The 14098-nt window shown below is 68.9% G+C and carries 14 protein-coding genes; 13 read left to right on the top strand and 1 reads right to left on the bottom strand.

The genetic code is table 11. The features are described 5' to 3' along the window. Nucleotides 1-96: 96 nt before the first annotated feature. The gene (locus tag CCK91_RS00070; RefSeq protein WP_086472329.1) at nt 97-405 is read left to right on the top strand and encodes a hypothetical protein; all 309 of its coding nucleotides are present in this window, start codon (nt 97-99) and stop codon (nt 403-405) included. Further along, nucleotides 398-1840 (top strand): hypothetical protein, encoded by a 1443-nt coding sequence (locus tag CCK91_RS00065; protein ID WP_086472328.1) that lies wholly within the window; start codon nt 398-400, stop codon nt 1838-1840. The genes CCK91_RS00070 and CCK91_RS00065 overlap by 8 nt, the downstream gene beginning before the upstream one ends. 20 nt (nt 1841-1860) lie before the next feature. On the opposite strand, the gene CCK91_RS00060 is transcribed toward CCK91_RS00065, so the two are convergent. Further along, the gene (locus CCK91_RS00060) at nt 1861-2253 is read right to left on the bottom strand and encodes a phage holin family protein (protein ID WP_086472327.1); all 393 of its coding nucleotides are present in this window, start codon (nt 2251-2253) and stop codon (nt 1861-1863) included. Nucleotides 2254-2353: 100 nt separating this feature from the next. Between CCK91_RS00060 and CCK91_RS00055 the strand changes: the two genes are divergently transcribed. From CCK91_RS00055 to CCK91_RS00005, 11 genes are all read left to right on the top strand, one after another. Beyond that, nucleotides 2354-3505, top strand: a complete 1152-nt coding sequence (locus CCK91_RS00055) for a histidinol-phosphate transaminase (RefSeq protein WP_242664187.1) — start codon at nt 2354-2356, stop codon at nt 3503-3505. Continuing rightward, nucleotides 3502-4641, top strand: a complete 1140-nt coding sequence (locus CCK91_RS00050) for a thiamine pyrophosphate-dependent dehydrogenase E1 component subunit alpha (protein WP_086472326.1) — start codon at nt 3502-3504, stop codon at nt 4639-4641. The genes CCK91_RS00055 and CCK91_RS00050 overlap by 4 nt, the downstream gene beginning before the upstream one ends. Beyond that, nucleotides 4638-5618 carry an alpha-ketoacid dehydrogenase subunit beta gene (locus CCK91_RS00045; protein WP_369821860.1) on the top strand — a complete coding sequence of 327 codons (981 nt, stop codon included), beginning with the start codon at nt 4638-4640 and terminating at the stop codon, nt 5616-5618. The genes CCK91_RS00050 and CCK91_RS00045 overlap by 4 nt, the downstream gene beginning before the upstream one ends. Before the next feature lie 26 nt (nt 5619-5644). Beyond that, on the top strand, nt 5645-7018 hold the full coding sequence (locus CCK91_RS00040) for a dihydrolipoamide acetyltransferase family protein (RefSeq protein ID WP_086472325.1): 1374 nt from the start codon (nt 5645-5647) through the stop codon (nt 7016-7018). 97 nt (nt 7019-7115) lie between these two features. Further along, complete coding sequence (locus tag CCK91_RS00035) at nt 7116-8090, top strand: metal ABC transporter solute-binding protein, Zn/Mn family (protein ID WP_086472324.1); 975 nt, start codon at nt 7116-7118, stop codon at nt 8088-8090. After that, nucleotides 8087-8941: a metal ABC transporter ATP-binding protein gene (locus tag CCK91_RS00030; RefSeq protein ID WP_086472323.1), complete on the top strand. Its 855-nt coding sequence runs from the start codon at nt 8087-8089 to the stop codon at nt 8939-8941. Before CCK91_RS00035 ends, CCK91_RS00030 begins: the two co-directional genes overlap by 4 nt. Beyond that, nucleotides 8938-9837 carry a metal ABC transporter permease gene (locus tag CCK91_RS00025; RefSeq protein WP_085511689.1) on the top strand — a complete coding sequence of 300 codons (900 nt, stop codon included), beginning with the start codon at nt 8938-8940 and terminating at the stop codon, nt 9835-9837. The genes CCK91_RS00030 and CCK91_RS00025 overlap by 4 nt, the downstream gene beginning before the upstream one ends. Before the next feature lie 92 nt (nt 9838-9929). Then, a complete protein-coding gene (locus CCK91_RS00020) occupies nt 9930-10331 on the top strand; it encodes a Fur family transcriptional regulator (RefSeq protein ID WP_079704165.1) in 402 nt (133 codons plus the stop codon). Between the two features lie 7 nt (nt 10332-10338). Continuing rightward, nucleotides 10339-11427: a permease gene (locus tag CCK91_RS00015; RefSeq protein ID WP_369821859.1), complete on the top strand. Its 1089-nt coding sequence runs from the start codon at nt 10339-10341 to the stop codon at nt 11425-11427. Next, nucleotides 11420-12232: a TIGR03943 family putative permease subunit gene (locus CCK91_RS00010; protein ID WP_242664186.1), complete on the top strand. Its 813-nt coding sequence runs from the start codon at nt 11420-11422 to the stop codon at nt 12230-12232. Before CCK91_RS00015 ends, CCK91_RS00010 begins: the two co-directional genes overlap by 8 nt. Continuing rightward, entirely contained in the window at nt 12222-13688 is a 1467-nt protein-coding gene (locus CCK91_RS00005; RefSeq protein ID WP_086472322.1) for a hypothetical protein, read from the top strand. Before CCK91_RS00010 ends, CCK91_RS00005 begins: the two co-directional genes overlap by 11 nt. The last annotated feature ends 410 nt before the right edge of the window (nt 13689-14098 follow it).

Genomic DNA, 14098 nt, shown 5'->3' with positions numbered 1-14098 from the left:
GCCTCCACATCAGCACGGTGTGCCGTCACGACCGCTCCGCCGGTTGGGCAGAGTCGAGCGTGATGCCGGCGGTGGGCGGGCGGAGGGCGAGGGGACATGGCGTTGGAGTACGACCCGTTGGCGATGGGCTTCCCGTCGCAGTCGACGGCAGAGGAGGTTGCCTCGATCCTCGAGGGGCGCGCTCGATGTCTCGAGGAGGTCCTGCTCGAACTGGAGCCGGAAATTCTCAGGTTCGCGCAGGCGCGCAGCGGTCTCGAGTGGGTCGGTCCCGCCGCCGTGCAGTTCTCCTGGTCCGCGGACGAACTGACCGCGGTGCTTCGTGGAGCGGCCGCTGCACTCGATGAGGGACTCAGGAGCGCTCGTGGGGCGGCATCGTCGATCGCCGTGGGAGCGGAGCATGAGTGACGACCTCACCATCCGAGGAGGAGGCGTCGTAGCCGTCGCCACGGAGGATCATCTGCTCCTCGGCGCGCTGCTCCTCGAACTCGGCGAGGCCTGCGCGAGCTGGGCCGACCGCGTGGAATCGGTGTCGACCGACGACGTGTCCCTGGTGCCCGTCGGCCCGACGATCGTTCCCCAAGCCGATCCCGGGGCGGGAAGCGGGGCGGCTGCGAAGGCCGCCACCAGCTTGCGGCGTGCGAGCGACGACGCGAGCCGGTTGGGCGGGCATCTGATCGTCGGCGCGGAGCAGTACGGAGAGCTCGAGCGGATGGTCCAATCGTTGTTCACGTTCACCGGGGGCGCCGCGGGGTGGGTCCTGGGGGCCTCCCCATTGATCCCCCTCGGTGTCCTCGCCGCCGTTGGAGAGGTCACGCTCATCAGGACGGTGTTCCGCGGAATGTTGGGGTTGCTGTCCTCGGGCCTGCAGGACGGCTTTGATGAGGCCTCGGTGAAGACTGCGCGTGAGCTGATGTCGTCACCCGCGTTCGTCGCCCTCGTGCGCGGAGTCGTATCGGGCTCCGACGAGTTCCTGATCGGCGCGTTCGGTCTGCCGGCGATGCTCGACGCGAACCGCCTGAGCGAGCAGGGCATCACCGGGGTGGCGTTCGCAGCCGCAGTCGCACTGCGCGGAGTCGATCGTGCCGGCCTCCTCACTCCCGCGGCGCCGGTCCGCACGGTCGAGGTGAAGGCCCAGGGCGCTCCGGCGCCCCTGAAACCTCCGACCCGGTACGAGGACCTCGTCGAGCGGATGCCGCACGGGGGAGCAGGCTCGCCGCAGATCAGGATCGAGCGGTACGAGGACGCTTCCGGCGCCGACCAGTGGATCGTCTGGTCGGGTGGAACCATCGAGACCGGGTTCCCTGAGACGTCGACCGAGCCCTTCGACAACCGCAGCAATGTCAACGCCGTCGCAGGTCTGGAGGCGGAGAGCGCCGAAGCGACCCTCCAAGCCATGCGACTCGCGGGTGTCCCGGACGGCGCCTCCGTGCTCCACGTCGGGTACTCCCAGGGCGGCATCATCGCGTCCCGCATCGCCGCCAGCGGTACCTACGACTCCTCGGTCGTCACCTTCGGATCGCCGGTCGAATCCGTCGACTTCGCGGAGGACCTCCCGCGCACCCATGTCGAACACACCGAGGACGTCATCCCCGCACTCTCCGGTGAACGACGCGACTCACTCAACGGGGGTACCGTCGTCCAGCGTTCGTTGTACGACGGAGGGCCACCGCCGGCCGGTGACGATCCCCTTCCGGCTCACAATCTCGACCGCTACCGGGAGACGGCGCGCCTCCTCGACCAGTCCTCGGAGGAGCGGCTCACGCCAGCGATCGACCCCCTCGCCGGGCTCACGGGCACCGGGGATGTCTGGCAGTACCGGGCCGACAAGGTCCTGCCGTGACCGGGTGGTCGAGCCGAAGGTCAGTCCTTCGCCTTGGGGCGGATGATGATGCCGAGCAGCCAGTTCACGATCGAGATGACGATCGCCCCGAGGACGCCCCACCAGAAGCCGTCGACGGTCAGGCCGAACCCGAACCAGCCGCTGATTCCGGCGGTGATGAGGAGCAGGAGCCCGTTGATGAGGAGCCCGATCAGACCGAGCGTGAGGATGTAGAGGGGGAACGCGAGCACCTTGATGACCGAACCGATGATGGTGTTCACGACCGCGAAGATGAGCGCGACGAGCGCGAAGGTCAGGATCGTCTCCAGTGTGCCGCCGGGCGCGTACGGCGTCACGTTCACACCGGCGACGATGAGGGTCGTGACCCAGATGGCGAAGCCGTTGACGATCAGGTTCAGCAGAAAACGTCCCATGAGGGCAATCCTCCCACCCTTGCCACAGCGGGCAAAGGGCCGATTCGGACCGGCGCACTGCATTCCGACGCAGGTATCCTTCGCGGCCTAGACTCGTCGAGTGAGTGACAACCTGCCAACCACCGCCCAGCCGGCCGCTCAGCCGGGCCGGAGCCCGGTCCGTCTCCGTCCGGAGATCGCAGATCTGCCGCCCTACCGCCAGGGCAAGCCGGCCGCACCCGACGCCTTCAAGCTCTCCAGCAACGAGGTCCCGTTCCCGCCGCTCGACGCCGTCCTCTCGGCCATCACCGACACGGCTGCGCACTCCCACCGCTACCCCGACGGCGCCGCGCTCGCGTTGCGCACGGCGCTCGCCGAAACCAACGGCGTCACGCCGGAGCGCATCCACATCGGGGCGGGCTCGGTCGCACTCCTCAGCCAGTTCATCACCGCGACCGCCGGTCCGGGAGACGAAGTCGTCTTCGCCTGGCGCTCCTTCGAGGCCTACCCGGGTCTCGTGACCGTCGCCGGAGCGACGTCGGTGCGCGTCCCGAACCGGCCCGACGGCTCCCACGACCTCGAGGCGATGGCCGCAGCCGTCACCGACCGAACCCGCGTCGTCATCGTCTGCACGCCGAACAACCCCACGGGCCCGGTCGTCGAGCGCGCCGCCTTCCTCGCCTTCCTCCGCTCCGTGCCGTCCGACGTGCTCGTCCTCCTCGACGAGGCCTACCGCGAGTTCGTCACCGACGATGACGCTGTCAACGGCATCCCGCTCCTCGACGAGCACCCGAACCTCGTCGTGCTCCGCACCTTCTCGAAGGCCTACGGACTCGCCGGCCTCCGCGTCGGCTGGGCCATCGGCCACGAGCTCGTCCTCGACGGCGCCCGTAACGCGGCCATCCCGCTCTCCAGCACCGCGCCGGCGCAGCAGGCGGCCATCGCCGGACTCGCGAACGCCGAAGACATCCGAGCCCGCGTCGCGGTCATCACCGCACGACGCGACGACCTCGCCGCCGCACTCCGCGAGCAGGGCTGGTTCATCCCCGCGGCACAGGGCAACTTCGTCTGGTTCGGCCTCGGCGAGCAGGCGGCCGCGGCGAACGAGACCTTCCTCGCGCACGGCATCGTCGGCCGCGCCTTCCCCGGCGACGGCGTCCGCATCTCGATCGGTGAAGCCGAGTCGATCGAACCGCTCCTCGCCGCCGCTGCAGAGATCCTCGCCGGGCTGCCGGCCGACCACCCGACACGAGAGGGAGTGCGCTCACGATGAGCCGTTCCGGAGACGACCCCACCGTGCCCAGCGTCCAGTTCATCGACGCGGCCGGCACCTTCGCGCCGAACGAACACGCGGAGCGCTATCAGCCGTTCCTCGATCGCCTGACCGAGACCGACCTGCAGCAGTTCTACCGAGACATGGCGAACGTCCGCGCCTTCGACATCGAGGCGACGAACCTGCAGCGCCAGGGCCAGATGGCGCTGTGGCCGCCGAGTCACGGGCAGGAGGCGGCACAGGTCGGTTCGGCCCGTGCGGCGCGAGCCCAGGACCACATCTTCCCCTCCTACCGCGAACACGTCGTCGCGATGATCCGCGGTGTCGACCCCATCGACATCGTCCGCCTCATGCGCGGCAACACGCACGGCGGCTGGGACCCGGCAGATCCGTCCAACGGCAACATGCACCTGTACACCCTCGTGCTCGCCGCTCAGACCCTGCACGCGACCGGCTACGCGATGGGCCTGAACTTCGACAAGGCCGTCGGCACCGGCGACCCCGACCGCGACACGGCCGTGCTCGTCTACTTCGGCGACGGCTCGAGCTCCGAGGGTGACGCGAACGAGGCGTACATCTACGCCGCCAGCTACCAGACGCCGCAGGTGTTCTTCCTGCAGAACAACCAGTGGGCCATCTCCGTCCCCGTCTCCCGCCAGGCCCGCGAGCCGCTCTACCAGCGCGCCGCCGGGTTCGGCCTCGACAGCGTCCGCATCGACGGCAACGACGTCCTCGCGAGCTACGCGACGGCGGCGAAGCACCTCGACGACGCCCGCGCCGGCCACGGCCCGAGCCTCATCGAGGCGATGACCTACCGCGTCGGCGCCCACACCACGAGCGACGACCCGACCAAGTACCGGACCGACGACGAACTCCAGTCCTGGATCGCCCGCGACCCGATCGTCCGGTTCAAGACGTATCTCCAGGGGCTCGGCGCCTCGGACGCGTTCTTCGCCGAGGTCGACGAAGAGGCTGCTGCGCTCGCGGAGGACACCCGCGTCCGCACGCTCGCACTCGAGGCGCCCGGTCCCGAGCTCATGTTCGAGGGCGTCTACTCCGAACCGCACCCGCTCATGGTCGAGCAGCAGGCCTGGCTCGAACGCTACGAGGCCTCGCTCGAAGGAGGCAACGCATGACGATGACCACCATGCCGATGGCGAAGGCGTTGAACGCCGGCCTGCGCAAGGCGATGACCGACGACGACAAGGTCCTGCTGATGGGCGAGGACATCGGCCCGCTCGGCGGCGTCTTCCGCGTCACCGAGGGCTTGCACGCCGAGTTCGGCGGCGACCGCGTGCTCGACACCCCGCTTGCGGAGTCCGGCATCGTCGGCACCGCGATCGGCCTCGCCATGCGCGGCTACCGTCCGGTGTGCGAGATCCAGTTCGACGGCTTCGTGTTCCCGGCCTTCAACCAGATCACGACGCAGCTCGCGAAGCTCACCAACCGGCACGAGGGCAAGCTGCAGATGCCCGTCGTCATCCGGATCCCCTACGGCGGACACATCGGCGCGGTCGAGCACCACCAGGAGAGCCCCGAGGCGTACTTCGCCCACACCGCCGGTCTGCGCGTCGTCAGCCCGTCGACCCCGAACGACGCCTACTGGATGATCCAGGAGGCCATCGCCTCGAACGACCCGGTCGTCTTCCTCGAGCCGAAGAGTCGCTACTGGCCGAAGGGCGAGGTCGACCTCGACCGCTCCGCCGCGCCACTGCACGGTAGCCGCATCGTCCGCACCGGCACGGAGGTCACCCTCGCCGGACACGGCGCGATCGTGAGCGTCATGCTGCAGGCGGCTGAACTCGCCGCCACGGAGGGCACGAGCGTCGAGGTCGTCGACATGCGCTCGTTGTCGCCCATCGACTACGACCCGCTCGTCGAATCCGTCCGCCGGACCGGCCGCCTCGTCTACGTGCAGGAGGCGCCCGGTTTCACGAGCGTCGGCTCGGAGATCGCGGCGACCGTCACCGAGCGCGCCTTCTACTCGCTCGAGGCACCCGTTCTTCGGGTGTCCGGGTTCGACACCCCGTTCCCGCCGGCGAAGCTCGAAGGCGTCTACCTCCCGGATGCCGACCGCATCCTCGAGGCCGTCGATCGCTCGCTGGCGTACTGAACACCGAAGGAAGACGAGGAACCACGATGAGTGATCTCCAGTTCGAACTGCCGGACGTCGGCGAAGGCCTGACCGAGGCCGAGATCGTCGCATGGAAGGTCGCGCCGGGCGACGCCGTCTCGGTCAACCAGGTGCTGGTCGAGATCGAGACCGCGAAGTCGCTCGTCGAACTCCCGTCGCCGTTCGCCGGCACCGTCGGCGCCCTGCTCGTCGAGGAGGGCCAGACCGTCGACGTCGGGACGCCCATCATCAGCGTGAGCACCGGTGGCGGGGCGGCGACCGCCGAGCCGACCGCGCCCGCACCGGCGGTCGTCGAGTCGGAGGAGGCCACGCTGGCCGCCGACACCGCGGCGAGCGTCTCTCCCGCCGAAGAGCCGCGCCCTGGCGCCGTGCTCGTCGGATACGGCAGCGCCGGCCACACTTCGAGCCGTCGCCGTGGCCGTGGCGCGACGCCGGTCATCGAGCCGGCGAGCCCGGCCGTCACCCCGCAGCCGCCCGTGCGCCGCCAGCCGCCGTCGAGCATCCCCGCCGCGTCCGCGTTGCCGGTCATCGCCAAGCCGCCGATCCGGAAGCTCGCGAAGGACCTCGAGGTCGACCTCACGGCCATCGAGGGCACCGGGCTCGCGGGGGAGATCACCCGCGACGACGTCATCCGTGAGGCCAGCCAGGCGAGCGTGTTCCGCAACATCGAGACGCCGGAGTGGGCCGACGAGCGCGAGGAGCGCATCCCGGTCAAGGGCGTCCGCAAGGCCATCGCGACGGCCATGACCCGCAGCGCCTTCACCGCGCCGCACGTCTCCCTCTTCGTCGACGTCGACGCGACGCGCACGATGGAGTTCGTCAAGCGTCTGAAGAACTCGACGGACTTCGCCGGCGTCAAGGTCTCGCCGCTGCTCATCATGGCCAAGGCGATGATCTGGGCGGTCCGCCGCAACCCCACGGTCAACAGCGAGTGGACGGACCAGGAGATCATCGTCCGCCACTACGTGAACCTCGGCGTGGCCGCCGCGACACCGCGCGGACTGATCGTCCCGAACGTCAAGGAGGCGCAGGCGATGAGCCTGCTCGAGCTGGCGCGAGCCCTCGAGACCCTCACCCTCACGGCCCGCGACGGCAAGACGCCGCCCGCCGACCAGCAGAACGGCACGATCACGGTGACGAACATCGGTGTCTTCGGCATGGACACCGGCACCCCGATTCTCAACCCAGGTGAGGTCGGCATCGTCGCGCTCGGCACGATCAAGCAGAAGCCGTGGGTCGTCGACGGCGAGGTGCGCAGTCGGTTCGTGACGACGCTCGGTGCCTCCTTCGACCACCGCGTGGTGGACGGCGACGTCGCGAGCCGCTTCCTGGCGGACGTCGCGTCGATCATCGAGGAGCCGGCGCTGCTGCTCGACTGAGTACACCTGCTCAGGAATCTTCCAGCCGGGCGATTTTGAGAATCAGTATCAATAGGCGTACCGTTGGCCTTCTCACCCCGATCGAGAAGGTTCATCAATGCGCGCTCGCACCCTGCTCCCAACCTTGGCCATCCTCCCGGCAGCCGCCCTCGTCCTCGCGGGCTGCTCCGGCAGCGGCGCGTCGAGCGCGGCCGACGACGGCAAGATCAACATCGTCGCCTCCACGAACGTGTACGGCGACATCGCCTCGAAGATCGGCGGCAAGGACGTCGAGGTGACCTCGCTCATCTCCTCGGCAGCCCAGGACCCGCATTCCTACGAGGCGAGCACGCAGGACCAGCTCTCCATCAAGAACGCCGACCTCGTCATCGAGAACGGCGGCGGCTACGACCCGTTCGTCGACACGCTCCTCGACGCCGCCAAGAACGAGTCCGTCGAGGTCGTCAACGTCGTCGACCTGTCGGGCCTCGCCCCGGACGACGACCACGCCGACGAGCAGCACACGGACGAGGCGCACGCCGAGGACGACGGCCACGACCACATCGAGGGCTTCAACGAGCACGTCTGGTACAGCTTCCCGACGATGGCGAAGCTCGCCGACGAGCTGGCCAAGGAGCTCGGCGAACTCGATAGCGCGAACGCCGCCACGTACACCGCGAACGCGAAGGCCTTCACCGAGTCCCTCGGCACGATCGAGACGGCCCAGGCCGCGATCAAGACCGCCCACGACGGCGAGGGCGTCGCCATCACCGAGCCCGTCCCGCTCTACCTGCTCGAGGGCGCCGGACTCGTGAACCGGACCCCCGAGGCGTTCAGCGAGGCGATCGAGGAAGGCACCGACGTGTCGCCGACCGTCCTCAAGGAGACGCTCGACCTCTTCGGCGGCGGATCGGTCGCGCTGCTTGCCTACAATGAGCAGACGAGTGGCGGCGAGACCGAGCAGGTCAAGACCGCCGCGGAGAACGCAGGCGTGCCGGTGCTGTCATTCACCGAGACCCTCCCGGACGGCAAGGACTACCTCTCGTGGATGACCGAGAACGTCGACGCCGTGGCGGACGCCCTGAATCGATGACCAGCGGTTCTACCAACGGCTCAGGCCCCGTCGACGTCCTCGCGCTCGCCGGGGCCGAGCTCGGTTTCGGCGGACGCACGCTCTGGGACGGCCTCGACCTCTCGGTGCGCCCGGGGGAGTTCCTCGCCGTGCTCGGCCCGAACGGCTCCGGCAAGACGAGTCTGCTGCGCACCATCCTCGGGCAGCAGCAGCTCGACCGCGGGACCATCCGGGTCGCCGGAGGCCCGGTGCACCGCGGCGACCGCCGCATCGGCTACATCCCGCAGCAGAAGCTCATCCCCGCCGGCACGCCGATGCGCGGTCGCGATCTCGTCGCCCTCGGCGTCGACGGCCACCGGTTCGGACTCCCCATCCGCACTGCTGCGACGAAGCGTCGGGTCGACGAGCTGATCGCCTCCGTCGGCGCGACCGCCTACGCCGACGGCGCGGTGGGCACCCTGTCCGGCGGTGAGCAGCAGCGGCTCCGCGTCGCCCAGGCGCTCGCGGACGACCCGATCCTCCTGCTCTGCGACGAACCACTGCTCAGCCTCGACCTCCAGCATCAGCGCGGGGTCAGCGAACTCATCGACCGTCGTCGGCGCGAGCACGACACCGCGGTGGTCTTCGTCACCCACGACGTGAACCCGGTGCTCCCCATGGTCGACCGCATCCTGTACCTCGCGGGCGGCCGGTTCCGGGAGGGCACCCCCGACGAGGTGCTCCGTAGCGAGGTGCTGTCGGAGCTCTACGGCACCCCCGTCGACGTGCTCCGCAGTCACGGCCGGGTTGTCGTGGTCGGCATCCCCGACAGCGAGACCCACCACCATCACCATGACGATCCGCACACCGGTGCGGTGGGGGTCGGCGCATGAACACCGACGACCTCTGGGGACGCCTGTTCAACTTCCAGGACTACGGCGCACTCCTCGAACTCGTGCAGAACTCGATCATCGCCGGCGCGGTCCTGGGCATCGTCGGTGGCCTCATCGGTGTGTTCGTGATGCAGCGGGACATGGCGTTCGCGGTGCACGGGATCAGCGAGCTGTCCTTCGCCGGCGCTGCCGGTGCGCTGCTGTTCGGGGCGAACGTCGTCGTCGGGTCCCTCGCGGGGTCCCTCGTCGCCGCGATCCTCATCGGCCTGCTCGGCTCGAAGGCGCGCGACCGCAACTCGATCATCGGGGTGCTCATGCCGTTCGGCCTCGGCCTCGGCATCCTCTTCCTCGCGCTCTATCCGGGCCGGAGTGCCAACAAGTTCGGGCTCCTCACGGGGCAGATCGTGTCGGTCGACGACCCGCAGCTGGGCCTCCTCATCGTCATCAGCATCGTCGTGCTGGTCGCGCTCCTCCTCCTGTGGCGACCCCTCAGCTTCGACAGCCTCGACCCGGACGTCGCCGCAGCACGTGGGGTGCCGAGCCGGTTCGTCTCGCTCGCCTTCATGGTGCTGCTCGGGCTCACCGTCGCGGTGTCGGTGCAGATCATCGGTGCGCTGCTCGTCCTCGCGCTGCTCGTGACACCTGCTGCCGCGGCGCTCCGGGTGTCGTCGTCGCCCGTCCTCGTCCCGGTGTTGAGCATGCTTTTCGGCTTCGTCTCGGCGGTCGGCGGCATCCTGCTCGCCATCGGTGGATCGCTTCCGATCAGCCCCTACATCACGACGATCTCCTTCCTCATCTACCTCGTCTGCCGCATCGTCGGGCCGCGCACCGCGTCCGGACGACGTGGTCGTCGGGCACCCGTCGGCGAGACGCGGCACGCCCAGGTCGCGCGATGACCGTGGACCGTGCACCGCGTCCGCGCGGAGCTGCTTCGGAGCGTCCTCCGAGCGGTTCCCGGGTACCCTTGAAGCGACAGGCAGGAGCACCCGTGGCGAAGCGCAACACCTGGCAGCGAGAAGCTGTCCGCGAGGCCCTCGGCGGCAACGACGGATTCATCAGCGCCCAGGGACTGCACGCCGAACTCCGCGACACCGGTTCGCCCATCGGGCTCGCGACCGTGTACCGCGCCCTCTCCGACCTCGCGGTCGAAGGCGAAGCGGACTCTCTGCAGTCGCCCGAGGGTGAGAACCTCTACCGCGCCTGCACGCCGGGCACGCACCACCACCACCTCATCTGCCGCAACTGTGGTCTCACCATCGAGATCGAGGCCGACGAGGTCGAAGCCTGGGCGCGCTCGGTCGCGTCGCAGCACGGGTTCACCGAGGCGAAGCACGTCGTCGACGTCTTCGGGCTCTGCGAGAACTGCTCGGCGGCGGCCCAGCGCGCGTGAGGCCGGAGTGAGCAGGACGACCGGAACCCTCGGGGTCGACGACGACTGGACCGCGCCCGACGACGACGGCGCGGAGCACTGGGGTCGCACCGAGGGGCGTGATCCACGGAATCTGCGGACACCGCTCCTGATCGGCGTCGCACTGCTCGTGGTGGTCGGACTCTTCGTGCTCCGGGCGCTCATGCCGCTCGGTGAGGCGCTCACCCCGCCCACCGCGGTGCGCGACTTCGTGACGCTGACGCTCAGCGTGGTGGTGGAGTCGCTGCCGTTCGTGGTGCTCGGCATCGTGCTGTCGATCCTCGTGCAGATCTGGCTTCCCGACGGCTGGCTCGAGCGGTGGTTGCCGACGCAGCCGATCCTCCGCCGGGCCTGCATCTCGCTGCTCGGCATGTTCCTGCCGGTCTGCGAGTGCGGCAACGTCCCGCTCGCCCGCGGCCTCATCGTGCGCGGGTTCACGGTGCCGGAGTCGATCACCTTCCTGCTCGCGGCGCCGATCCTCAACCCGATCGTCATCGTCACGACGCATCAGGCCTTCGGCTGGGACGGCGGGATCCTCGTCGCCCGCCTCGTCGGCGGGTTCCTGCTCGCGAACCTCATCGGGTGGCTCTTCAGCAAGCACCCCGATCCCAGCTCGCTGCTCACACCGACCTTCCAGGCCAGCTGCGAGGTGACCGAGCAGCACGGGCACGAGCACACGAAGGTGGAGCGCAGCCTGCAGCAGTTCGTCGCCGAGGCGCGCGCGATCATGCCGGCGCTGCTCATCGGGTCGGCCGTGGCCGGTGCCGTGCAGGTCCTCGTCCCACGCGAGGTGCTCGTCACCCTCGGCGCGAACCCCGTCTGGTCGGTGCTCGCGATGATGACGCTCGCCGTGATCGTCTCGATCTGCTCGAATGTCGACGCCTTCTTCGTGCTGTCCTTCGGATCGACGTTCATGCCCGGCTCGATCGTCGCCTTCCTCGTCCTCGGCCCCGTCGTCGACGTCAAGATGCTCGCACTCATGCGCACCACCTACACGACCAGGACCCTCGTGATCATCACCGCGGTCGCCGTGCTGTTCTCGGCGGCCCTCGGATTCGGAGTGAACGCCCTTGCCTGATCAGAACGCCACCCATGGACACGCGTACGCCGAGACGTCGGCGGTCGGCGATCGTCGCGTCCCACTGCTCGAACGCCTCCGGCAGCGATGGTGGGGCGTGCTGCTGCTCGTCACCGCCGCCGTGTGCATCCTCTGGCTCGCGCTGACCGACCGTCTCGGGCTGTACATCCACCCGCGCTACTTCGTGTTCACGGTCATCATGGCGCTCATCGCGGTCGCGCTCGGCATCGTCAGCGTCCTCGTCCATGTGGATGTCGAGGAGGTGCCGAGACGTCGTGGGCGAACGGCGCTGCAGCTCGCCTCCGTCGTGGGCAGTCTCGCGGTGGTCGGCGCGATGGTGGTGCTCCCGCCGTCGACGCTCTCGGTCGCGACGGCCGACCAGCGCGCGGTGAACTCCGGCACGCTCGCGGGGGAGGTCCAGGGGCAGGACGCCCAGACGGTGCTGACCTCGAACCCGGACTTCAGCACCTTCGGCATCAAGGACTGGGCGACGCTGTTGCGCCAGACGACGCGTCCCGCCGACCTCGAGGGGCGCGCCTTCACCGGGGTCGGCTTCGTGATCGCCGATCCGGACGCGGCCGACGTCTTCTACGTCTCGCGGTTCGTCGTGAACTGCTGCGCCGTGGACGCCCAGCCGGTCGGTGTGCCTGTGCAGCTCGACGGTTGGGACCAACAGCTCAAGCCCGGCGACTGGGTCGAGGTCTCGGGCGCGCTCACCGCGAGCGACGCCTCGCATCTGCCGTTGGTGGTCGGGACGGCGAAGGTCGACAAGGTCGAGGAGCCGGCGGACCCGTATGACTACTGATCGCCGGGATGCTGCACGAGGCCGGTCGACCCAGGCCACCGGCGACCGGAGCGGGTTCGGCCGACTGGTCGCGATCGTGCTGATCGCGCTCGTCGTCATCGGCGGCGGCGCGGCCGTCGTGGGCTTGACCCAGGGACCGAAGCTCGTCCGCACGGTGGTCGATCCGACCGGACTCGTGGAGTCCTGGGGCCAGCGGGTCGTCCTGGCGGTGAACCAACCGATCGCGGATCTCGGCTCGGACCGGGTGCGCATCGAGCCTGCAGCCGACTTCGACGTCAGTACCGGGGCCGGCGGCATCACGCTGGTGTTCCCCGAGCCGCTCGCCTACGCGACGGACTACCGGATCACGGTCGACGGGGTCACCGCGCCGGGTGGCGGACCGGCGGCCACGCTCACGACGTCGTTCTCGACGCCGCCCGTCGAGGGGTTCTCCCTCGTGCGGAGTCCGGTCAAGGACGGCGGCTCGGCGGCGACGAAGTCGGACGACCGGATCGTGCGCCTCTCGATCGGCGGTGGTGAACCCGAGACCGCGTACGAAGCGGCGAAGATCCAAGAGTTCGCGACGATCGGTGACTCCCTGATCGTCGTGGAGCAGGAGACGAGCGGGCTCGGTCGCATCGTGGTGGTGGACACGACCGATGGGAGTACCCAGGAGGTGGCCCTTCCGATGGGTGGGATGATCACCTCCTTGCAGACCGCTCCGGCGCAGAGTCGGGTGGGCTTCCTGTTCACGGAGCAATCGTTCGGTCGCGATGGCGGCGACAACCTCACGTTGTACTCGTTCGAGCTGCGGCAGGGGAAACCGACGGAGGCCGCCCGGGTCGGCGGGATCGACGGGGCTGCGGTCCAGGCGGCGGAGTGGTCGTTCGTGCCCCGGACCTCCTCGATGCTCGTCCGCACGGTGGACAACTCGCTCGAGCTGCTCGATCCTGCTGCGACGACCGATCCGGTGCTGCTCGGCCGGGCCTCCCTCATCTCGAGCTACATCCCGGGCACCACCAAGGTCGTCATCGAGCAGGTCGACGGTGTGGTCGTGCTCGACCTCGCGACGGGGAAGAGCGAACCGTTCGTTCTGCCCTCGGTGGCGCCCACCGAGATCCCTGGACAACTCGTCGCACTGTCCGAGTCCCTGTCGGCCAGGATCTACGCCGACTACGACCGCTCCGCCGGAACCACGGAGCAGCGGGTACTGGCGATCAAGGACGGCGCGACCGCCGAGCTCTATCGACCTGACCCGGGTGCCGTCATCTGGTCACTGTGCGCGAGCCCGAACGCGGAGTACGTCGCGGTCGTCGTCGTCCCCGACTTCGCGAAGGCCGGCTTCGACGGGTACGCCAACGCGCCGATGCCCAACGGGCCCGAGATCGAGGTCGTCGACGCCCGCACCGGCAAGGTGGTCGGGACGCAGGCCGGTTTCGACCTGTCCTGGTGCGCCGGCACGGGTATCGCGCAGTGACCCTGTGCCGACCCGTTCGCGGCCGCCTCGGCGAAAACCGCGTGATTCCGGGCGACACGCCCGGGATGCAAGCGGAATTTGCCACGATCCCGAGACACACGTAGAGTAATCACTCGTCACCCCAAAGGTGCGGGAAGCGGAAGAGCTTCTCGGCCTCAAGCGGGGACAATCCCCAGCCAAAAGCGAGAACATTTAGATGTTATCGTTTCAAGTCTCGGTTGGATGACTTCCTCCTGGTGTCACTCGTGCTCAGCATGACTCTGTTCGCAGAGCGGCTGAAACGCCGAGTTGACAACAAGCCGGGAAGATGTAAGATAGAGAAGTTGCCCTGCAGGGCGGTCGTGATGGCCAAAGGCAGGAGCATCCGATCCTTGAGAACTCAACAGCGTGCACAATGTCAAATGCCAAAA

The organism is Plantibacter elymi (nom. nud.), assembly GCF_900177795.1.
Classification (GTDB): domain Bacteria; phylum Actinomycetota; class Actinomycetes; order Actinomycetales; family Microbacteriaceae; genus Plantibacter; species Plantibacter elymi.
The sequence above is the reverse complement of the archived record's forward strand: the minus strand, read 5'-3'. Positions and strand labels throughout refer to the sequence as shown.